The 20,778-nt window shown below is 68.3% G+C and carries 15 protein-coding genes and 1 pseudogene; 12 read left to right on the top strand and 4 right to left on the bottom strand.

What is annotated here, in order from left to right; translation table 11 throughout:
* The first annotated feature begins 64 nt into the window (after positions 1 to 64).
* The gene (locus tag ACOQFL_RS02885) at positions 65 to 586 is read left to right on the top strand and encodes a GbsR/MarR family transcriptional regulator (RefSeq protein WP_435542535.1); all 522 of its coding nucleotides are present in this window, start codon (positions 65 to 67) and stop codon (positions 584 to 586) included.
* A gap of 243 nt (positions 587 to 829) precedes the next feature.
* Here ACOQFL_RS02885 and ACOQFL_RS02880 read toward each other — a convergent pair whose 3' ends face one another.
* Complete coding sequence (locus tag ACOQFL_RS02880; RefSeq protein WP_435542534.1) at positions 830 to 1,696, bottom strand: M23 family metallopeptidase; 867 nt, start codon at positions 1,694 to 1,696, stop codon at positions 830 to 832.
* A 569-nt stretch (positions 1,697 to 2,265) separates the two neighbouring features.
* Between ACOQFL_RS02880 and ACOQFL_RS02875 the strand changes: the two genes are divergently transcribed.
* The 7 genes and pseudogenes from ACOQFL_RS02875 (at position 2,266) to purH (ending at position 11,773) form a co-directional block, all read left to right on the top strand.
* The gene (locus ACOQFL_RS02875; RefSeq protein WP_435542533.1) at positions 2,266 to 4,041 is read left to right on the top strand and encodes a hypothetical protein; all 1,776 of its coding nucleotides are present in this window, start codon (positions 2,266 to 2,268) and stop codon (positions 4,039 to 4,041) included.
* Between the two features lie 164 nt (positions 4,042 to 4,205).
* The gene (gene sucC, locus ACOQFL_RS02870; RefSeq protein ID WP_435542532.1) at positions 4,206 to 5,372 is read left to right on the top strand and encodes an ADP-forming succinate--CoA ligase subunit beta; all 1,167 of its coding nucleotides are present in this window, start codon (positions 4,206 to 4,208) and stop codon (positions 5,370 to 5,372) included.
* A 13-nt stretch (positions 5,373 to 5,385) separates the two neighbouring features.
* A complete protein-coding gene (gene sucD, locus ACOQFL_RS02865) occupies positions 5,386 to 6,270 on the top strand; it encodes a succinate--CoA ligase subunit alpha (protein WP_435542531.1) in 885 nt (294 codons plus the stop codon).
* 220 nt (positions 6,271 to 6,490) lie between these two features.
* The gene (locus tag ACOQFL_RS02860) at positions 6,491 to 7,483 is read left to right on the top strand and encodes a DUF5336 domain-containing protein (RefSeq protein WP_435542530.1); all 993 of its coding nucleotides are present in this window, start codon (positions 6,491 to 6,493) and stop codon (positions 7,481 to 7,483) included.
* Between the two features lie 146 nt (positions 7,484 to 7,629).
* Positions 7,630 to 9,273: a cell division protein PerM gene (locus ACOQFL_RS02855; protein ID WP_435542529.1), complete on the top strand. Its 1,644-nt coding sequence runs from the start codon at positions 7,630 to 7,632 to the stop codon at positions 9,271 to 9,273.
* A 328-nt stretch (positions 9,274 to 9,601) separates the two neighbouring features.
* Positions 9,602 to 10,150: pseudogene (gene purN, locus ACOQFL_RS02850) on the top strand (phosphoribosylglycinamide formyltransferase); the annotation flags it as partial.
* 48 nt (positions 10,151 to 10,198) lie between these two features.
* Positions 10,199 to 11,773 carry a bifunctional phosphoribosylaminoimidazolecarboxamide formyltransferase/IMP cyclohydrolase gene (purH, locus tag ACOQFL_RS02845; RefSeq protein WP_435542913.1) on the top strand — a complete coding sequence of 525 codons (1,575 nt, stop codon included), beginning with the start codon at positions 10,199 to 10,201 and terminating at the stop codon, positions 11,771 to 11,773.
* 76 nt (positions 11,774 to 11,849) lie between these two features.
* Here purH and ACOQFL_RS02840 read toward each other — a convergent pair whose 3' ends face one another.
* A complete protein-coding gene (locus tag ACOQFL_RS02840; protein WP_435542528.1) occupies positions 11,850 to 12,647 on the bottom strand; it encodes a DUF1963 domain-containing protein in 798 nt (265 codons plus the stop codon).
* A gap of 62 nt (positions 12,648 to 12,709) precedes the next feature.
* On the bottom strand, positions 12,710 to 13,624 hold the full coding sequence (locus ACOQFL_RS02835) for an SDR family oxidoreductase (protein ID WP_435542527.1): 915 nt from the start codon (positions 13,622 to 13,624) through the stop codon (positions 12,710 to 12,712).
* A gap of 930 nt (positions 13,625 to 14,554) precedes the next feature.
* Between ACOQFL_RS02835 and ACOQFL_RS02830 the strand changes: the two genes are divergently transcribed.
* The gene (locus ACOQFL_RS02830; RefSeq protein WP_435542526.1) at positions 14,555 to 15,025 is read left to right on the top strand and encodes a universal stress protein; all 471 of its coding nucleotides are present in this window, start codon (positions 14,555 to 14,557) and stop codon (positions 15,023 to 15,025) included.
* A gap of 89 nt (positions 15,026 to 15,114) precedes the next feature.
* On the opposite strand, the gene ACOQFL_RS02825 is transcribed toward ACOQFL_RS02830, so the two are convergent.
* Complete coding sequence (locus ACOQFL_RS02825) at positions 15,115 to 18,129, bottom strand: TNT domain-containing protein (RefSeq protein ID WP_435542525.1); 3,015 nt, start codon at positions 18,127 to 18,129, stop codon at positions 15,115 to 15,117.
* 428 nt (positions 18,130 to 18,557) lie between these two features.
* Here ACOQFL_RS02825 and ACOQFL_RS02820 point away from each other — a divergent pair, with 428 nt between their 5' ends.
* The 3 genes from ACOQFL_RS02820 to ACOQFL_RS02810 are packed head-to-tail and all read left to right on the top strand — an operon-like array spanning position 18,558 to position 20,722.
* Entirely contained in the window at positions 18,558 to 19,583 is a 1,026-nt protein-coding gene (locus ACOQFL_RS02820; RefSeq protein ID WP_435542524.1) for a DMT family transporter, read from the top strand.
* The gene (locus ACOQFL_RS02815) at positions 19,564 to 20,415 is read left to right on the top strand and encodes a bifunctional methylenetetrahydrofolate dehydrogenase/methenyltetrahydrofolate cyclohydrolase (RefSeq protein ID WP_435542523.1); all 852 of its coding nucleotides are present in this window, start codon (positions 19,564 to 19,566) and stop codon (positions 20,413 to 20,415) included. Before ACOQFL_RS02820 ends, ACOQFL_RS02815 begins: the two co-directional genes overlap by 20 nt.
* Before the next feature lie 13 nt (positions 20,416 to 20,428).
* The gene (locus tag ACOQFL_RS02810; RefSeq protein ID WP_435542912.1) at positions 20,429 to 20,722 is read left to right on the top strand and encodes a DUF3017 domain-containing protein; all 294 of its coding nucleotides are present in this window, start codon (positions 20,429 to 20,431) and stop codon (positions 20,720 to 20,722) included.
* Positions 20,723 to 20,778 lie beyond the last annotated feature (56 nt).

The raw sequence follows: 20,778 nt of genomic DNA, 5'->3' as shown, positions 1-20,778 counted from the left end.
AAATTAAGCAAATGTGTGAATCAGTCGTTCGGCTGATGCGTGGTACAAGTGCGGGAGGTCCCGGATGTCCGAGACAACACCCGATCCCGCACCGGAGTCGGTGGAAGCGGCGGGCCGTGACGAGCGGGAAGTGGCGCGATTCGTCGAGCGGTTCGCGCTCAATCTGACCGAGGCGGGGTTTCCCCGTATGCCTGCTCGTGTGTTCGCGCGGATGCTCGTCGATGACGAGGGATCGTGCACCGCGGCCGAACTGGCAGGATCGTTGCAGGTGAGTGCAGCCGCCGTTTCCGGCGCGGTACGTTACCTGATCCGCGTGGGGCTGCTCTCGCGCGAGCGCGAGCCCGGCAAGCGCCACGATCACTACCGGGTGCGCGACGACATGTGGTACGAGGCGTTCGCGCAGCGCGACGACCAGTTCCTCGAATGGGAGGAGACGCTCCGGGTGGGCACCGACACCCTCGGGGCGCACACCGGTGCGGGCGCCCGGCTCGACGAGACCCGCAGGTTCTTCGAGTTCCTCCGTGCCGAGCTACCCCGAATCATGACGAAGTGGCGGCAGCAGAAGTACGGCGAAAACGCTCGCTAGTACTTTCTCCGCCCGGGTCTCGTAGCTGCTCGGGTGGCGCGGAACCTCGCGGCGGTGCCGACCGCGTGGGTGGTGGGAGCCGCGGGGGTGGTGGGAGTTCGGCACCGCACCGAGGTGGGGCGACGATTTCGCGAGAAATTGACACCGCCCTGAGGTGAGGTGGCGGTTGGAATCGGGGCCGCACTGCTGCACCGGGGCGACAATTTCGCGAGAAATTGACGCCCCGCCGGGCGAGAGTTTCGGTCAGCTGACGTAGACGCCACGCTCGTTGAGCCAGGGCAACGGATTGATCTTCGTGCCGTAGGAGTTCCAGATCTCGAAGTGCAGATGGGTGCCGGTGGAGAAGCCCCGGTTGCCCATCGTGGCGATCTGTTCACCGGCCTCGACGTGCTCGCCCACGCTCGCGGTGATGCTGTTGACGTGGCCGTACACGCTGATCGTGCCGTCGTTGTGCTGCACACGCACCCACAGGCCGAAGCCGCTGGCGGGTCCCGCCTCGATCACGGTTCCCTCGGCCACGGAGACGATCTGGGTGCCCTTGCTGTTGGCGATGTCGATCCCGTAGTGGGTGGTGCCCCAGCGGCCGCCGAAGCCGGAGGTGAACGTGCCCGCGGCGGGGGCGAAGTAATCGGGTTGCCGAGCCTCGCGCAGCGCTTCTTCGCGGGCCTGTTCCACCCGCTGGCTCTTGGCGAGCTTGCGTACCTCGTCGTTGGTGTCGGTGGTCCGTGCCACCGGCAGGATCTCCGGTGCCGGTACGGCACCCCCGACGCTGGCTCCGTCGGAGCCCTTGGCCGGGCCACCGCCCGCGGTCGTTCCGGTCTTGGAGTCGTCCGTGACCGAGCCCAACGACGCCGCCGCGTTCTGTCCGGAGGCCAGCGGGGTCTGGTCCTCCTGCGGGGTGTCGGACTGGTCCTGCTCGGCGGCCATGGCCTGGCCCGCGGCGGCGAAGGCGCCTGCCGCGACGGCGGCGACCACGATCCTGCCCCGCAGTACCGACGGTGGAGTCGGGGTGCGTTGTCGGCGCGGTTTATCCGATGTGGACTCTTCGTCCGAGGTGTGCTGTTGAACCGGGGTGTTGTGCTGACCGCCGGGGGAGCGGTGTCGAGTCAATGCTTGACCTTCCGTCTCGGGGAGCCGGATCACTGGGCCGGGCGGGGGACCCGGACCGGTCGGGGTTAACCGGGAAGTGTCCCTGTTCGTGATCTGACTGTGACAACGGACGTCGGGACATTAACCAAGGAATGCCCCTAGGGGCAAATCCCGATCTTGATATCGATTCCGTCCCGTTTTCCGGTGTCATGGGGCGGGTCGCCGGGGAACTCCCGTGACACCGGCCTCGCTCCTTGGCGTGCTTGCCGCCGTTGCCTGCGATTTCGGCGCCCTGCTCGGTGTCCGCCACGTGGATCGCTTCCGGACACAGTGGACCTTCGGGGGTTGCCTCTCCGAAGCTTTCGGTGTCATAAGTCACATCGAATCATGTCCGTGATGGGCACTCGAAACCAGGTCCTACGGGTGACGACTGCGCAGAAATGACACTTTTGGTGTTCGAGCGAGCTCGTTGTGTCGCTTGTTCGGGTGAGTTACGGGGTTCTGGATATCGCCTTTTCGGGATGTCCGTCTTCGCAGCGTTATTCGGGGCATGCCCTGGCGCCACGAGAGGGAGTTGCTAGCGTCGCGACGTGAACGCCCGTCCCGGCAGTGAAACCGGAGTCGAGTCCGGCGCCACCCCCGAGCCCGAACGTTCGGACCGGTCGTCCCCGACGGCCACATCGGACGAGTTCGTCCTCGGCACGAACCCTCTTCCCCGGCTGCGATTCGCCTGTCTGCTCGTGTTGCTCGGTGCTATCGCCTCCGGCACGGCACCGCTGTTCGGTGTCGTGACCCCCGCCGCGCCACCCGCCTATCCCTCAGTTGCTCCGCTGCTCGTGCTCGGCGTCCTACCCGCCCTTACCGCGTTCGGCTTCCTGCGCACGCGCAGGTCGGGCGCCGCGCGCGCGGTGCTGCTCGTCACGGCCGCCGTGGCCGTCGCCAACGGAATCGGAGCGGCGCAGCTTCTCGCCGAACCCGGGCTGCTGGCCCGGCCAGAACTACTGCTGCGGGAGAGCCTGCGACCGCTGGAGCCCGCGACCGGAACCTGGCTGCTGCTCTCCGGTTACACCGTGATGTTCCTCGCCGGGGTACTGGCTCTCCGCGCGCCCACCGGTGAGACCTCGCGCGCCGCGAGCGGCACGAGTGGTGGCAGGCAGCCGCTGTTCGTGCTCGTGCTGTGCTTCGCGGCGCTCGGAGCGGCCGGGGCGCTGCCTGCCGGGTTCCGTTCGCTCGACCCGTTCGTGGTCTCCCACGGGCTGTTGAGCGCTCCACCACTGGTGTTCGCGGGAGCTCTGCTGCTCGCCCTCGTGATCCCGATCGCAGCCGGACTCGCGCTGAGCTCGGCGGAGCCCGAGGTCGGTCGTGGTGGCCTCGTCGGCCTGGCCGTGAATCTGGCGGGAACCACGGTTCCGGTGCTGGTGGCCGTGCTGGTGGACTCCGAGCTGCTGCTCGGGTGGGGACTCGGCTTCGGCCTGGTCGCACTGCTCGGACTCGGTGCGTTGTCGGTTCCGGCGGGTCGCACCGGCGCACGATCGGCGGAGGCCTCCTCCGAGATCTCGTTACCCGCCCACACCCGGCTCGCCGTGCTGACCGGAGCCCTGGGCGCGCTCGGTGGGGCGCTCGCGGTCGTCGCCGCTCTGCTGCCGCAGTTACGCACCCCGGAACGCGTGATCGGTTTCGGGGACAACTACAACCTGCTGCCGCTGCTGCTGGCCGGGATCGTGCAGTTATCGCTCAGCCTTCCGCTGCTGCGTCCCGGCCTGGTCGCCCCGCGCCCGGTGCTCGGTACCGCCTGGGCGATCCTCCCGCTGACCGCCGCCGCGGACCTGGACACCGTGCTGCGGTTCGCCGGTGGAACCCGGCTGGATCTCGTGCCCACCGGCGTGTGGTGCACCGTCGCCGCTGTCGTGCTCACCTGCTGCGCGGCGGTGTGTGGTGCTGTCGCGGGGGCCATCGAGCGGGACGAGGTGGATCTGAGCGAGATCACACCCAACCGTTCGTTGCTGCCGCCCATCGTCCTCACCGGCCTGCTGGTCGTGGCGGCCTTCGGCTTCCCGGTCTTTCGCACGCCCGACCACGTCTCCCCGGGGTTGTTCAACGGATTCGGCATCGCTTCGTGGGGACTGCTCACCGCGCTGCTCGTGGTGCTGGTCGCCCTCGTGCTGGTGCCGGTCGCCCGGGAGAACCGGGCCGCGGCGCTGCTCGCGGGGTGCGCCGTGGTGCTGTCCTTCCGCGCGCTGCTGGCGCCGCTCGCCGCGCCTGCCATGACCGAAGGCTTCTCGTTCGGTTTCGGCTTCTGGAGCGCGCTGGGAGCGGTGGCGGCCGCCGCCGTCACGGCCGTGTTGGCAGCCCGCCCCACCGGATGATGTGAGTTTGACCGCTCCCTCGACGGCGTCATGGGTGAACCCGGGGGAAATCGCCGGTTTCGGGACCGTTCCGCGTGAGCGAGTTCACCGGATGCGCCGCCCCGATCGTTCTCGCAGGTCGATATGGTTACCGGAGTCCGACACCGACGTCGCAGGAGAGTCGCGTGGACCTGTACGAGTACCAGGCGAAGGAGATCTTCGCCTCCCACGGAATACCGACACTGCCCGGTTCCGTGGCCACCGATCCCAACGGGGCCAAGGCAGTGGCGGAAGAACTCGGCGGACCTGTGGTCGTCAAGGCGCAGGTCAAGGCCGGGGGTCGGGGGAAGGCCGGCGGTGTCAAGCTGGCCGAGAACCCCGATGAGGCCCGAACCAAGGCGGAAGCGATTCTCGGGCTCGACATCAAGGGCCACACCACCCGCCGAGTGCTGGTCACCGAGGCCTCCGACATAGCCGACGAGTACTACCTCTCGTTCCTGCTGGACCGTGCCAATCGCAATTTCCTGGCGATGGCCTCGGTCGAGGGCGGCGTGGAGATCGAGGAAGTAGCGGCTACCAAGCCCGAGGCACTGGCCAGGATCCCCATCGACCCGATCGAGGGCGTGAACGAGGCCAAGGCACGGGAGATCGTCGAAGCCGCGAAGTTCCCGGCCGAGATCGCCGACCAGGTCAGCGACATCGTGGTCCAGCTCTGGGAGGCGTTCGTCGCCGAGGACGCCACGCTGTTCGAGATCAACCCGCTGGTCAAGGATCCGCAGGGCAAGGTCATCGCGCTCGACGGGAAGGTCGTGCTCGACGACAATGCCTCGTTCCGGCAGTCCAAGCAGGCGGAGTACGTCGACGAGGGCGCCGAGGACCCGCTGGAGGCCAAGGCCAAGGCCAAGGACCTCAACTACGTCAAGCTCGACGGGCAGGTCGGCATCATCGGTAACGGTGCCGGTCTCGTGATGTCCACCTTGGACGTGGTTGCCTACGCGGGCGCCGATCACGACAACGTTAAGCCCGCCAACTTCCTCGACATCGGGGGTGGAGCCTCCGCCGAGGTCATGGCGGCCGGGCTGGACGTCATCCTGGGCGACCCGGACGTGAAATCCGTCTTCGTCAACGTCTTCGGCGGTATCACCGCCTGTGACGCGGTCGCCAACGGAATCGTCCAGGCGCTGAAGATGCTCGGCGACGAGGCCACCAAGCCGCTGGTGGTCCGACTCGACGGCAACAACGTCGAGGAGGGCAGGCGCATCCTCGCCGAGGCCGACCACCCGCTGGTCACGTTGGTCGACACCATGGACGGCGCGGCCGACAAGGCCGCCGAGCTGGCTGCGGGCAAATAAGGGGCGATCCGCTGTGTCAATTTTCCTCAACGAGAACAGTAAGGTCATCGTCCAGGGCATCACCGGTTCGGAGGGCACCAAGCACACCGCTCGGATGCTGCGTTCCGGTACGAACATCGTGGGCGGCGTCAACGCCCGCAAGGCCGGGCAGTCCGTCGAGATCGAGGGCAACCAGCTGCCGGTGTTCGGAAGCGTCGAAGAGGCGATGAAGGAGACCGGCGCCGACGTGTCGGTGGTGTTCGTACCGCCGAAGTTCGCCAAGGACGCCGTGATCGAGGCGATCGACGCCGAGATCGGGCTCGCGGTGGTCATCACCGAGGGAATCCCGGTGCACGACTCCGCCTACTTCTGGGCGCACGCCAATGCCACCGGCAACCGGACCCGCATCGTCGGGCCGAACTGCCCGGGCGTGATCTCGCCGGACAAGTCCAACTCGGGGATCATCCCCGCGGACATCACGGCGGGCGGCAAGATCGGCCTGGTGTCGAAGTCCGGCACGCTGACCTACCAGATGATGTACGAGCTGCGTGACATCGGTTTCTCCACCTGTGTCGGCATCGGCGGCGACCCCGTCATCGGGACCACCCACATCGACGCGCTGCGTGCGTTCGAGGACGATCCCGAGACCGAGGCCGTGGTGATGATCGGCGAGATCGGTGGTGACGCCGAGGAGCGTGCGGCCGAGTACATCAAGGCCAACATCAGCAAGCCGGTCGTCGGCTACGTCGCGGGCTTCACCGCCCCCGAGGGCAAGACGATGGGCCACGCCGGTGCCATCGTGTCCGGTTCCTCCGGCACGGCACAGGCGAAGAAGGAGGCCCTCGAGGCCGCCGGGGTCAAGGTCGGCAAGACGCCGAGCGAGACCGCCAAGCTCATGCGCTCGATCATCAACGACTGATCGACCCGCGCGGCGGCAGGCTGTTTCCGCCCGGTTCCCGTTCCAGGGGGCCGGGCGGAAGTCTTTCCTGAGCCGCCGCTTCCCGGCGGTGTGCCGCGCTCGTGACCGTTAAGACGCGATTCGGTAACGTCGAACTCCCGCGCTCCGCTGCCTTTTCCTCGCGACGGGCGATTCGCAAGCGGAGCCGGTTCGTACGATTCCCGGCCAGGATGGAGTTCCCATGTCCGCGCCCTATCCGCCGTCCCAGCAACCGGCGCCGCCGGGTGGAGCCGGTGGCTCCCAGCTGGACGCGAAGTCGATTCTCGCCCTCGCGGCGGCAGGTATCGGAGCGCTCGGCTGGATTCTCGGCTTCTTCGCGTCCGCGATGAACTCGATGCTCGGCGGGCTTCCTGGCCTCGGCTTCATGTTGGTTGCGGTACTGGCCGCCATGCGCTTCTTACCCAAGGTGCCGAACACGTTGTTCGTCGCGGCTCCGCTGGCGGTTTATACGGCGCTGTCGATGCTGCAGAACGTTATCGTAGCCGGGATCTCGGGTTCGAGCGGTTCCATCGCCGGTTGGGGCATCGTGTTCATGCTGCTGACACTGCTGCAGGCGGCGGCGATGATCGCGCTGCTGCTGTTGGAGCAGGAGATCGTCACCGCACCCTCGTTCGGGAGGGGAGCGACGCAGGCAGCCACGCAGCAGGTGCAGCCGCCGTACCCGGGACAGCAACCCGGGCCCTACGGAGCGGGACCTCCCCAGCCCGGTCAACCCCAGCCCGGTCAACCCCAGCCCGGTCAACCCCAGCCCGGTCAACCCCAACCCGGCCAACCGCAGGCGGGTGGTTGGAACCCGCAGAGCGGCCCGCAACCGGGGTATCCGGCGCAGCCGTACACCGGCCCGCAACCGCAGCAGGGCCAACCGCAGCAGGGCCAACCGCAAGCCGGTCAGCCCCAGCCCGGTTGGGGCTCGCAGCAACCGGGTGGCTTCGTTCCGGGGCAGCAGCCCCAGCAGCCGGCACAACCCCATTCCCCGGCGCAGTCCGGGCCCGCTTCGCAGGAGAACCCGGCTCAGCCGGGTTCGTTCGCGCCGAGGAATCCCTACGAGCAGTCCTCCTCCCAGCCTGTTCAGGAGCACTCCGGCCAGGCTCAGCAGGAGCAGCAGAGCGACACCAACGGCGGGCCGCAGGGGACGCAGCAGATGCCGCATCCCAACCAGAACCCACCTTCGTGAACAGCGGTTGTTCCCGCACCGCCCGCCGGTAGGGTTCCGGCGGGCGGTGTCTCGTGGGCTCCGCGACTCGCGACAGTCGCTCGAAAGAGTGAGCAAGCGGCGCGTCGTGACCTCGATGGGCCCGGAACGCTGTCACATTCGGCCGTGTGACGGCACTCGATTCCCCCACGGTCGAAACTGCCGAGGTCCCCACTCGGCAGTGGTGCCGCGCGATCGGCGGGGCACTTCTCTCCGCGTTTTCGGTGATACTGACCTGCTACCTGCTCGTCGCCGTGTTGCTGGCGTTCGTGGTTTCCACGGCCACCGACGCCGAGTTCGCTCCGGCCGGAGTGCTGTTCGCGGCGATTCCCGGCTGGTTGGCCGCGTTCCAGGTGCCTCTGGTGATCACCGAAGCTCCACTCGACGCGTTACCGCTGTTACCGACCCTGCTCTGCGTGCTGCTCGTCTCCCGCGCATCGCGTCGGGTGGCACGGCGCAACCGGCTGCGCCAACCGGAGCAGGCGTTGCCGGTGGTGTTGGTCATGTCGCTGAGCCATGCGGTGCTCGGCATGGTGCTGGCTATCGCGCTGGCCGGGACGCAGGTTCCGGTGCAGGCTCGTCCCTGGCAGGCGTTCTGCTGCTGCGGTCTGGTCGCCGCCTGTGCCGCGATCCTGGGACTCGCCGACCGCTGTGGAATGCTCTACCAACTCTGGCAGTACGTCCCGTCCGACGCCTGGCGTGCCGTGCGCAAGGGACTGCTGGGTACCGCCGCTGTGATCGGCACCGGAGCGGCGGTGTGCGGGGTGGCCGTGCTGCTCGCCCTGCCGAGGTTGTACGAGCGGTCGCTGGAGCTGGCAGGACTCGGTGACGCCGCGGGCACCGTGCTGCTCGCGTTGCTGTACCTGCCGAACGCGATCATGGGGTGCTGGGCGTTCGTGACCGGCACCGGTGTCTCGTTCGGTGCCTCGGTGAGCACCCCGTTCCGAACGGCAACGGACGCGTTGCCCCCGGAACTGCCGGTATTCACCGTGGTCCCCCCGTCCGGGCTCCCGAGCTGGATGCCCGTGGTGTTCGTCCTCCCCCTGGCACTGGGCGTGCTGCTCGGGCACAGCTGCAGGAACCTGGCCGAACAGAGCCGGGACAGACAACACCTGGTGCTGTTGGCCGTACTGGTCACCACACTCGCGGTCTCTGTGCCCGCCGTGCTCTCCGGAGGTCGATTCGGCGGCGAGTACGGTCCGGTCTCGCTGCGTCCACTGTGGTTGGCCGTCGTCACTTTCGCCTGGTTGGCGGTCCCGGCCCTGGTGACCTCCGGGTTGCTCGGACGGCGCGATACCGGCCTCGCCGACGGGGCGGAACTTTCGTTCGACTCCGAGACCGAGCCTCGGCTCGTCGAGCCGGATCCGGAGACCGGCGAGGAGTCGGCTGTCGAGGATCCCGCTGCGAAGGACCTCGCTGCCGAGCACCCGGCTACCTGGGACGAGCAGCTCCCGGACGACGGGCAACCGGAGGAGGGTGAGCAAGCGGAGGAGGACGAGGAGATCGCCGAACCCGCCGCCGACGAGCCCGCGACCTCGTCCGAACCGCGGGTACCGGAGCAGCGGGAGGATCAGCGGCAGGGCTTCCCACGAAAGCGGGGAGAGATCTTCGATGTCGAAGAACACGATGCGCGGGAGCATGCCGTCGCGGATTCCGAGTTCTCCGGAGAGACGTTCGCCGACTCCGCCTCGGACTTCCCGGAGTGGGATCACGAGGAGGGCCCCGAACCGGTTACGGAGTTCTCCGCGCTGTCCTCCCAGCAGTCGGGATGACCGGATCTGCGGTACGGTTCGGGGTTTCCGAGGGTGAAACTCCAGCTCAAGGCAGTGTGGCACACGTGCCGAAGGGCCGGTTGTTTCGCTTCCCGCACGGTCGTACACAACTCGTGCTCGGATCCTGAGTGCTGAGCCACTCGTACCGGGACCTGCCGGTCGTGATCGTGGGCGGGGCGCCTAGTCTGCGTGTGACATTTCGTCAGCGCGACATCCATCAGGCCGTCATCAGGAGTGCACACTGAGCGCCCCACTCCCAACCGCCGCGGAACACGAGAGTTCGACGGAAACGCGAGCCTCGGTCAGAAGTTTCCGACCGTCCCGGCCAGTGCGCGTGGTCGTTCTGGTCTCCGGATCCGGCAGTCTGCTGCAGGCGTTGCTGGAGGCCACCGCCGATCCGGACTACCCCGTTCGGATCGTGGCGGTAGGGGCGGATCGTTCCGGTATCACGGGAACGCAGCGTGCCGAGAGTGCCGGGATCCCCACCTTCACCTGCCGACTCCCGGAGTTTTCGAGTCGCGGGGACTGGGACCGGGCACTGACCGAGGAGTGCGCCGCTCACGAACCGGATCTCGTGGTATCCGCGGGATTCATGAAGCTCGTGGGTCCCGAATTCCTGGCTTGGTTCGGCGGGCGCTATCTCAACAGCCATCCGGCGCTGTTGCCGTCGTTCCCGGGTATGCACGGGGTGCGGGACGCGCTGGACTACGGCGTCCGGGTGACCGGCTGCACCCTCTTCGTCGTCGACGAGGGGGTGGACACCGGCCCGATCCTGGCCCAACAGGCGGTCGAGGTGTTGCCCGATGACGATGAGGAGAGCCTGCACGAGCGGATCAAGGCCGTAGAGCGGCGAACGCTGGTGGAAACGCTGGAACGGCTGGCAGTGCACGGTTGGACCGTGCGGGGACGAAAGGTGAGTATCGGGGTGAGCGCTGACTCGCGGCAACAACGGCGACCCGTGCATCGCGCGTTGATCGGTGTTTCGGACAAGGCAGGCCTGCTCGAGCTGGCCACGGGATTGCACGCGGCCGGTGTGGAGATCGTTTCCACCGGTGGCACCGCGCGGACCATCTCGGCCGCCGGAGTTCCGGTTACGCCGGTGGAGGAGCTCACCGGTTTTCCGGAGGCCCTGGACGGCCGGGTGAAAACGCTGCACCCCAGGGTGCACGCCGGGTTGCTGGCCGATCAGCGCAAGCAGGAGCATGTCGAACAGCTCGCCGAGCTCGACATCGCCGCCTTCGATCTGCTGGTCGTCAACCTCTATCCGTTCAACCGCACGGTCGCCTCCGGTGCCGAGCCGGCGGAGGTAGTGGAGAACATCGACATCGGTGGCCCCGCGATGGTGCGGGCAGCGGCCAAGAACCACGCGAACGCGACCGTGGTGGTCGACCCGAACAACTACGAGTGGGTGGTCGAACGGGTTCGAACGGGTGGTTTCGACGAGACGGAGCGCGCCGAGCTCGCGGCCGCCGCGTTCCGGCACACCGCCTCCTACGACGTGGCCGTCGCGGGGTGGATGACCGGTCGCACCGCGCCCGAGGACGAGACCTTCCCCGGCTGGGCCGGTGAGACCTGGGAGCGTCGCAGCGCGTTGCGTTACGGCGAGAACCCGCACCAGCCCGCCGCGCTGTACGTCTCGGGCGGTGAGGCGGTCGGCCTCGCCGCCGCCGCGCAACTGCACGGCAAGGAGATGTCCTACAACAACTACGTGGACGCCGACGCGGCGTGGCGCGCCGCCCACGATCATCGGCGAACCTGCGTGGCGGTGGTCAAGCACGCCAACCCGTGCGGCATCGCGGTCTCCGACGCGGACGACGTGGCCGAGGCGCACCGTAAGGCGCACCAGTGCGACCCGGTCAGCGCCTTCGGTGGTGTGATCGCCAGCAACCGGGAGGTCTCGGTGGTCATGGCCGAACAGATCGCCGAGGTGTTCACCGAGGTGGTGGTCGCCCCCGGCTACGCCGAGGGAGCCCTCGAGGTGCTGCAGCGCAAGAAGAACGTGCGCATCCTGACCGCGCAGCCGCCGCAGTCGGGGCGTGTCGAGATGCGGGCCATCTCGGGTGGCCTGCTCATGCAGGGAGCCGACGAGATCGACGCCGAGGGCGACGACCCGTCGAACTGGACACTCGCCTGCGGTGACCCCGTCGACGAGGCCACGCTGCGAGATCTGGAGTTCGCCTGGCGCACCTGCCGGGCGGTCAAGTCGAACGCCATCCTGCTGGCCGACGACGAGGCCACGGTCGGTGTCGGGATGGGGCAGGTCAACCGGGTGGACTCGGCTCGGCTGGCGGTTTCCCGCTCCGGGGAACGCGCCGCCGGTTCGGTGGCGGCCTCGGACGCGTTCTTCCCGTTCCCCGACGGTCTCCAGGTGCTGCTGGATGCCGGGGTCCGCGCGGTGGTGCAACCGGGTGGTTCGGTGCGCGACGAGGAGGTCACCGAGGCGGCCAGGGCCGCGGGGGTTCCGCTCTACCTGACCGGGACGAGGCACTTCGCGCACTGAACGAAGTTCCCGTGCGCTTTGCGATGGTTGCTCGCGGGATCGGCGGCGGCTCCACCGGGGAACCGCCGCCGATTCGTCAGAGGCACTGCGTTATTCCATAAGCCTTGTCGAAGTCGCCCGCGCGTAGATTCTGTTCCGTGATGACGACGTAGAGGGAGTTGGAGGAGCCGCCGAAGTCATATTGTCGGCTTCCGCCTCTCAGTTCGAGTAGCAGATGCACTTTTTCGGGCCCGTGGAACATCGTATCCTGTGGCCAGTTCGGCAAGCCGCCCATCAGGTGGCTGAAGAACCGCTCGTCCTTTCCCGGATCGCCGCTGTCGCTCTCGGCGATTGACTTGTGCGTGTAGCCCAACGGTATCTGGCCGCTCGAGTACAGGTCCTCGAGTTCCTGTGCCAGATCCGGCGCCAGCCTTTCGAGATCCTCGTCGCCCGGAACAGTGAGAACGGTGCGTCCGTTCAGTGCTTCTTCCGCGTGACGTTTGGTGCCTTCGGGTGGGGAGGTCGTCACGGCGGTCGCGGGATTCGCGTGTATCACCCTGGCACCATCATAATTCGACCTGGCGAAGAAGTTGAGTACGCCGTGGTGGGGCAGTAGTCCGTCGGGATGCATCGGGCCGATGACCGCGAGGTCGACGACCATGGCCAGCTCGAGCGGGATTTCCGGGAGCTTGTAATCGTACGGCCATCCGGTATCCGGGGGCAGCAGCGCGTCGCCACCGAAGCGGGAGAGACCCAGTGGTTCGCCCACGTCGCTCGTCTGTCCGATCGCGACCCCGGTGTGTGCGAACGCCGTTATCCGTTCGGCCAGCGAGGTGTCCACGTGCTCGGCCAGATTCCGGGTCATGCGCTCGCGTCGTCGTTCCCGCTCGATCATGAAGCTAATTTCGCATCCACCCCCGACAGAGCCGGTATCTCTTGAGATCGGCTCCGCCGCTGTCAGGCTGCGTCGGTGCTCTGGAGCCAGAGGTGCCAGGGCTGTGCGGCGACCCATCGCGCGATCGGGGTGGTGCTGATCCCGAGCGTTCGCCGCAGGGTCTCGTGATCGGCGACGAACAGTTCCGAATCCGGTTTCTCGGCCAGCCAGTGGTAGATACCGCCGACGCCGGAAGCTGCCGCCGGACCGATCACGCTGCCGAGCCTGTTCTCGAACTCGTCGACCTCCTGCGGCCGGAAGACGATCGGCCGGTCCATCCCTCGCGAGAATTCCTCGGCGAGTTCGGCGCCGGTGACCGCCTCCGGCCCGCCGATGCGCAGCGTGGTGTTATCCAGTCCCTCGCGATGCAGCGCGGCCACCGTGGCCGCGGCCAGGTCGTCGTGGCACAGCCAGGAGACCCGCAGATCGGCTGGTAGTGGATAGGACAGCACGCCTTCCCCGACCAGTTCGGGACCGTTCCACGGGCTGAATATGTTGTCCAAATACACCGGCGGGCGCAGGGTGACCACGGGTAGGCCGCTGTCACGGAGAATCGCCTCCGCGATCCGCCTGGTGTCGTAGGCGGCGTACGAGGTGTCGGTCTCCGGCACCGGGGTGTTGGTGTTGTAGACCAGCCGACGGACGTTCGCCTCGCGGGCGGCTGTCACGACGTTGCGCGCGTAGGTCTCGATCAGTCGTGCGTCGAAGTGCAACGGAAGTTGCACCGCGGCGTGGGTGATACCGCGGAAGGCCTCGCGGACACTGTCCGGATCGGCCAGATCACCTTGGACGGCGGGTTCGGGGGCTCGCGGAGCCGGAGTGCCCCTGCCCCGTGCGAAACCGCGAACCCGGTGTCCCTCCGCCAGCAGTGCCCTTGCCACGGCGGCTCCCTGAAAGCCGCTGGAGCCGATCACCAGGTAGTCGTCCGATTCGGACATGTGCATCCCGTCTTCCGGTTCCCTGTTCCGCCGATGATGTGACGTGCCGCGCCTCTTGTCGCCCTCCATACCCGCTTTCGGCGCGGAAAACCAGGCTTTTCGCTCGGTGGATTCGACACTCGCACGTGCGAACACAGCATTCGATCACCTGTTCGAATGAACGTATTGACGCGGTGCTTCGGGCGCGGTTTACTGGAGTCGTTCGAACAGGGGTTCGACTGCGGGATGGTTCCAACGTGGTCGGTTCGAACGCGGTGACTGGTGGCCGGCGTCGGGGGTCGGCCACCGCCACGACACGGTGTCGTGTTTCGACACGAGGCGAGCGGAACGCCTCCCTCGCGTGACCGCCGTGCCGGACAGCGGGAGCCCGGTACGTGCACGCGAGAGCTCGTCTCCGTCGCGGTGTCGCCGTTCCGTGAGGCGGATCGCCACGATTGCCGGGGTGTTCGTGGCGATCCGTCCACAACGGATGCCCGCTGCTCATTTCACTTCGCGCGGAATCCGTGCGGAGCTCGTCTCGCCCGCGGAGAACACCTCGGTGTGGCCATCCCGCACCAAATCGAATGTGTTTTTTCCCACTTGATCGGTGGCTGTGTCGCCTTGCTCGCTCCGCGGCCGACTCCCCACACCGTGAGTCCGGATGCCTCGCGCGAGCCGACGATGCCGTTCCCGTCTGTTCGGCGATCACTCGGTCGCCGCTCTCGGAGCGTACGGGAGCACCGCGCTCGTGCTTCTCCACGGCGCGCCGGTCCGCTGCGCTGCGGCTACGGTACGGTTCGCGTGCTTCTCCCACTTTCGGGGCCGTCGAGCACTTTCGGGGCCGTCGAGCGTCCCGAACCCAGGTGCTGTGGTCCCCGCGGTTGGTCGGTTCGCCGGGCGAGTGTGTCGCGCCGTGCCGAACCGGACGCATCAGGCAATTACCATCCAAGCGTGGCCGAAGGCGACTCCAAGGAACATTCGGAGCCGAGTTTCGAGATCGGCAAGGACGGGCTGGGCGGCATAGTCGTGGGACTCGACGGCAGCCCGGCGAGTTTTCATGCCGCCGCATGGGCGGCCGGGCTGGCACGGCGGGAGCGAGCTCGTCTGGTGCTCGTCTACGTGGAGGCGGTCGGCGGAGTCGCCTACTGGTCACCAATGGGGGTGGCGGTGGCCAGTGAAGCCGCCGAAGGGCTCGTGGAGGATCTCAAGCAGGAGATCGTCAACCATCTGAAGTGGGTCGACATCGACTGGGACTTCGTGCACCACCGCGGCGATCCCGCCGTCGGCCTGGAGCAGGTGGCAGAGCAGTACCGGGCCGACCTCATCGTGGTGGGCCGTTCCCGCAGACGCGGTGGTCTGTTGGGGACCGTGCCCGCCACGCTGGTCGTGGAGGCCGTGCGACCGGTGGTCGTCGTTCCCTGAGCGGAGTTTCCCGGCCTGGCGGCCCGGACCCACGAGCTCAGTGGGGCCGGGCCGCCAGGACACACCGTCACATCACGTGAACCGCGGCGTCAGCCTTCCATCGGGGGGCGTGCCGCCTCGTTGGCCTGCAGTGCCACCAGGGTGCCGTCGCCGAGCAGCTCGTTGACCGAGACGGGCAGCACGTAGGCCGTCCCGCCACCCGGCTGTTCGAACCAGGGCACAGCGGTTCCGGACAGCACCTGTACGGGCCGCTGCACCCGGTAGGCGAAGTAGTTCCGGGTCGCCCACTGCGGCGGCAGCGAACGCTGGTTGTAGGGCGTGCGGATCGCGTACGTGACGTTGCCGTCCGGATCACCGAACCGGTCGATCTCGGTGCCCGGCTGCAGCACCGTGTGCTGCCTGCTCCGGTAAAGGGTCAGCGGTGGCTCACCGCGCAACGGCTGGATCGGCTGATCCGTTCCGGGACGCCCCTGCTGTGCCGCACCCGCGGCGCCCGCCTGGGGCTGTCCTCCGGGTATCTGCCCGTTCGGCGGTCCCTGCGGTTGTCCAGCGGGCGCTTGTCCTCCGGGCGGTTGGCCACCGGGTATCTGGCCGTTGGGCGGCGGGCCGTGTCCGCCGGCGGGGGGCTGGCCCATGGGTCCACCGGGAACACCGGGTTGTTGCGGTCGCGGGGGGTTCGGAGCTCCCGGTGGGGGTGGCGCCCCTCCCGGCGGCACAGGGCCCGGACGTTGTCCTTCCTGGCCGGGTGCGCCCTGGCTCGGCTGTGGGGCCGACGGCGGTCCCGCGGGGTGCTGCGGGGGCTCGGTTTGTCCGGAGTGGCCGCCCTGGCCCGAAGCGCCGGGTTGCGGAGCGGGGCCGGGCTGCTCGGAACGAGGTGGACGCTTCGGCAACGGTGGGGGCATCTGCCCCGGTGGTGGGGCCGCTCCGGGATCTCCCTCACTTGCGGGGGCTTCCGTCGTGGGACTGGAGGATTCCTCCGGCGCCGGTCCGGCCGCTGCCTCCTCGGGCGAGTCCATGGCGGGGTCGTGCGGCTCCTCCTGCCACTGCTCGGTGGCGGTGAACAGGAAGTTGCCCTCCGGGGGTGCCGAGCTCCCGCTCTCCGTGGCGGGGGTGCGCCTGGGGAGATCGCCGAGCGGGCCGGACTCCGCCCGTTGCGGCTCCTCCGCCGGCGTGTGGTCGGCCACGGCTGGTTCGCCGGAGGCCCCATCGGTGAAAAGTGGCACGTCGGAGTCGAGCTCCGCTGTGGACAGCGGCTGTTCGGCAGTACCCGGCCCTGTCTCCGTGGAGCCTGTCTCCGTGGGGTCTGTCGTCTCAGCTCCCGCCGCTTCCTCAGCTCCTGTTGTCTCGGGTCCCGTCGTCTCGGGGTCCGTCTTCTCAGGCGCTGTCTCCTCCGGAGCCAGCTCCTCGGGTACGGCCGGATACCCGACCTCCGGTGCCGCGCTCGTCGGTTCGTCGGTTTCGTTGAGCAGCAGACTTCCCAGCAGGTAGGCGCAGGCCTGCTCCGGGCGAGCGAACCGCATCGGCTCGTCGTTCGTCCCGGGCGGTGTCACCACCCAGTCAGCACCCTCGTCACACAGCGACCACACCGACTCGGAACGCTCCCCCAGCCGGTACTCGTTCGTGTCCAGCCCGAGTTCGTCGAGTCGTTGCCGAAGCTGACCGAAGATGATCTCGGGGTTCTCCTCGGACTCCCCGGTCATGCCGTGCCGGGAAACGGTGGCGTCGTTGAACGCGTCCGGCTCCAGCTGTTGCTCGGCACCGTACTCACCGGTGAGTTCATCGCCGGTGAGGTTCCCGTCTTCGAGATTTCCGCCGTAGGAGTTCCCGCTTTCGAAGTCGGCCCCGCGCTCCCGTGCTTCGGGGTAACCCTCGTGCTCGTACGGTGCCTCGAGGCCCGGATCCGGCATCGGGGGTGCGTTCGTCCCGGCGTTCGGCTCGCCCGGCATCGGGTAGTCGTACAGCCCCACGCCCTCGTTGTGCGCCGGGTGCTCACCGAAGGACGCCTCCGGTGGGGGTGGGTCCGCGACCGGCATGGCAGTCACGGCCTCGGTGGAACCGGTAGGGCGGTCGTCGGGCTCCTCCCGGAGCCGCTGGTCGTAGCCGAGGTCCTGCCCCACCGTGTCGAACTCTTCCGCCGTGCCGAACTCTTCCGCGGTGTCGAACTCCGTCGCCTGCTCGGCCTCTTCGGCGGCGCGTGCGGCTTCCTCAGCCGCTTCCATAACTCCGGGACCCAGCTCCCCGAACCGGAACCCGTTGGAGCGGATGTGCTGCAGCAGCTCGGGTTGTGGCGGCACGCCGTACTGCGACAGGTAGTAGGGAACCTCGGTGGGCCACACCCAGGAACCGTCACTGTGCCAGCTGTCCGGGATCGCTTCCGGTCGGTTCGGGTCCAACCGATCGGCGATGTTGTACTCGGCCGCCAGCACGATCGGGGCGTTCTCCAGGTAACGCCGCAGCGGCTCGCTCTCCTGCGGCGCGAGCGGCGGCCTGTCGTGCACCAGCGGCCGTCGCTGCTCGTCGAGGTCGTCGAACACGCGGGCGACCGTCAGGCCGGAGTGCTCGGCAGGCTCGTCACCGACTTCGGCGGTTTCCGTGCCCGGTGGTGGCGCGGGGGAATCCGGCACGTTCGGTGGTGCCTGCCGCTCGTCTGCCGCGGCGGTCGGGTTCACGGGGCGTCCCAGCCTGGTGTTCATCCAGTCCGGGATGTTGTCCTCGGAACGCGGGTAACGGTTCAGTTCGTCGACGTAGGCCTCGGCGGGGAGCGGCTGTTGCCACTGGGGTTCCTCGTCGAAGTTGATGTCGATGCGGTAGCTCGACGGACGCTCCACTGTGTACAGCGCGCTGAGCCAGGTGCCGACGTCGGGCCGGTACATGCCCTCGCGGAGATGCCCGAAGATCCCGTTGAGTTCCTCCGGCGGTTCCCACGCTCGGCTATCGCCGTCCTGCAGGGTCGCTTCCGCGAGCAGGTCGTGGTACTCACCCGTGGCGCGGTATTCCACGGCTATCTGCTGCCAGTCCTCGGGGGCCTCCTGTAGCAGCAGGACCCCGATCCTGCGTGCTATTTGTTCCTGCTCTTCCGGGCTGATCGCTGTCGGGCGCGACATGGGTGTCATCCTCCCCCTCTCAACCGGGCCCTCCGACTCCACCCCACCTCGACGTTACTCGATCGACCCCCGGGAATGTCCCCCGGTTCCGGGGTTTCGCCTGGTCGGGTCGAGCGGTGTGCCGTTCGGTGCCGGTGCGGATTTCCGTCTCCCGTGTCCGTTGCCACGCAACGCATCCGCTCCGGTCGGATCGGAAGGCCGAACTTCCGGCCGGGGGAGCGAGCTCGGTGAACAGCGATACGTATCCAGTCGTTGTGGACACTCCTCCCCGGGGGGGGGGAGCTCGGTGCGCGCTCCCTGCCCGGGACCGCGACGTCTCCCGCCCGGCCCCCTCCCGTCGTCCGGTACTCCCGATGTCCGAGGTCGCGGAGGGCCGGATCAGTCACAGCGGCGGGTGCCTCGCCCGACGGCCGGATACGGTCGTTCTCGTGCCTACCGAAACATCCGCTGGTTCCCCCGCTCGTGTGAGGCGGGTGCTGCCCCGCGTGTTGGGGCTGCTCGGCGCGGCAGGCGTGGGGTTCCTGCTCGCTTCACAGTCCCGGGTCAACGGAGTTCTGGGCACCCGGTTGGAGCACGCGCTGGCGGCCTCGGTGATCTCGTTCGGCGGTGGGCTGGTGCTGTTGCTGGTGGTCACGCTCGTCAACTCGAACGCGCGAAGCGGTATGCGACGGCTGGCACGTGCGGTGCGCGGGGACACCGGACTGCGGCCCTGGCAGTGCCTCGGCGGTGTCTGCGGCGCGTTCCTGGTTTTCAGCCAGAGCGTGGCGGCGAATCTGCTCGGGGTGGCGCTGTTCACCGTCGGAGCCGTCGGCGGGCAGATCGCCAGCGGCCTGATCGTGGATCGGCTCGGCCTCGGAGCCGGAGTGGTGCGTTACTTCACGACCCACCGGATCGCCGGTGCCGTGCTGGCGCTGGTCGCTGTGATCGTGGCCGTCTCGGCACGGCTCGGGGCTGCCCACGCCAGCTGGCTGGTGCTGTTGCCCGCCGTCGCCGGAGTCGGAGTGGCCTGGCAGCAGGCCATGAACGGCCTGGTGAAACAGACCGCGGACTCGGCCGTCTCGGCGGCCACCCTGAACTTCGGTACCGGGACCGCCGTGCTGCTCATCGCTTTCGCGGTGGACAGCGTGCTGCACGGGTTGCCGACGGAGTGGCCGGCCGCGCCCTGGATGTACATCGGTGGGCCGATCGGCATCTTCGTGGTGGCGGGTTCGGCGATACTCGTGCACTACACGGGCGTGCTGTTGTTGAGCATGGGCATCGTCTTCGGGCAGCTGTCCGGCGCCCTGCTGCTCGATCTGTTGTTGCCGGTGGCCGGTTCCCGGGTCGACGTCGCCACCGTTCTCGGGATCTGCCTGGCGCTGCTCGCGGTCGTCGTGGCCTCCGTGGGCAGGGGCGGAGTGTCTTCCCGCGCGCGGTCTGCGACGATAACCAATCGTGAGCGCCACGATTCTTGACGGTAAGGCCACCAAGGACGCCATCTACGACGAGCTGCGGCCGCGTGTGGCCGCGCTCGCGGAGCAGGGTCGTACACCGGGTCTGGCTACGGTCCTGGTGGGCGACGATCCGGCCTCGCACTCCTACGTGCGCGGCAAGCACAACGACTGTGCTCGTGTCGGGATCAATTCCATCCGCAAGGAGCTGCCCGCCGACATCGGCCAGGCCGAGCTCGAAGGCGTTGTCGACGAGCTCAACGCCGATCCGGCCTGCACCGGATACATCGTGCAGTTGCCCGTACCCGAGCACCTGGACACCGGGGCGTTGCTGCAGCGGGTCGACGTCCACAAGGACGCCGACGGGCTGAACCCGGTAAGCCTGGGCAGGCTGGTGCTCGGCGAGCCCGCACCGCTTCCCTGCACTCCCAGGGGAATCGTCGAGCTGCTGCGCCGTTACGGGGTTGAACTCAACGGTGCGCACGTGGCGATCCTCGGCCGGGGGATCACCGTGGGCAGGCCGTTGGGGCTGCTGCTGACCCGGCGCAGCGAGAACGCCACCGTGACGCTGTGCCACACCGGGACCAAGGACATCTCCGCCGAACTCTCCAGGGCGGATGTCGTGATCGCCGCGGCGGGCAAGCCCGGGCTGGTAACACCGGACATGATCAAGCCCGGTGCGGCGGTGCTCGACGTGGGCGTCACTCGCGGGGAGTCCGGCCCCCTGGGGGACGTGCACCCGGACGTGGCGGAAGTAGCCGGTTTCCTCTCGCCGAACCCCGGCGGGGTGGGACCGATGACACGCGCCATGTTGCTGACGAACGTCGTCGAGGCCGCCGAGCGCGCCGCGAGCTGAAGTACCAATGGCGATGATCGATCGGTTCGTCGGTAAGCGCGTTTCCGCGCAGCTGTGCTTCGCGCTCGTGATCCTGCTCGTCCTGTTCGGTGGGCAGCGGGTGGCGATGTCGCACTGGCGCGAGGGTGCCACGCTGCTCGGCGGGGCCCTGCTGCTCGCCGCGGTGCTGCGCGGTTCGCTTCCCGTCGAGCGGGTCGGTCTGCTGGCCATCCGCAACCGGGTGGTGGACGTGCTGCTCTACGGCGCCCTGGGGCTGGTGATCGTGTTCGTGGCCATAACGATCACGGGGGGTCCGCTCTCCGGGTGATCCGGGCTGCCTTCCCTTCGTCGCGGTGCGGCCGACCGCCCGCACCGCGTACATTT

It is taken from the genome of Actinopolyspora sabaoui (assembly GCF_051225635.1).
In the GTDB taxonomy this organism is placed as follows: Bacteria; Actinomycetota; Actinomycetes; order Mycobacteriales; family Pseudonocardiaceae; genus Actinopolyspora.
The sequence above is the reverse complement of the archived record's forward strand: the minus strand, read 5'-3'. Positions and strand labels throughout refer to the sequence as shown.

Bases quoted from the DNA above. Each gene is read 5' to 3' on its own strand.
- ACOQFL_RS02885 (WP_435542535.1), top strand. From the start codon at position 65: ATGTCCGAGACAACACCCGATCCCGCACCGGAGTCGGTGGAAGCGGCG.
- ACOQFL_RS02860 (WP_435542530.1), top strand. From the start codon at position 6,491: ATGTCCGCGCCCTATCCGCCGTCCCAGCAACCGGCGCCGCCGGGTGGA.
- ACOQFL_RS02840 (WP_435542528.1), bottom strand. From the start codon at position 12,647: ATGATCGAGCGGGAACGACGACGCGAGCGCATGACCCGGAATCTGGCC.
- ACOQFL_RS02835 (WP_435542527.1), bottom strand. From the start codon at position 13,624: ATGTCCGAATCGGACGACTACCTGGTGATCGGCTCCAGCGGCTTTCAG.
- ACOQFL_RS02825 (WP_435542525.1), bottom strand. From the start codon at position 18,129: ATGTCGCGCCCGACAGCGATCAGCCCGGAAGAGCAGGAACAAATAGCA.
- ACOQFL_RS02810 (WP_435542912.1), top strand. From the start codon at position 20,429: ATGATCGATCGGTTCGTCGGTAAGCGCGTTTCCGCGCAGCTGTGCTTC.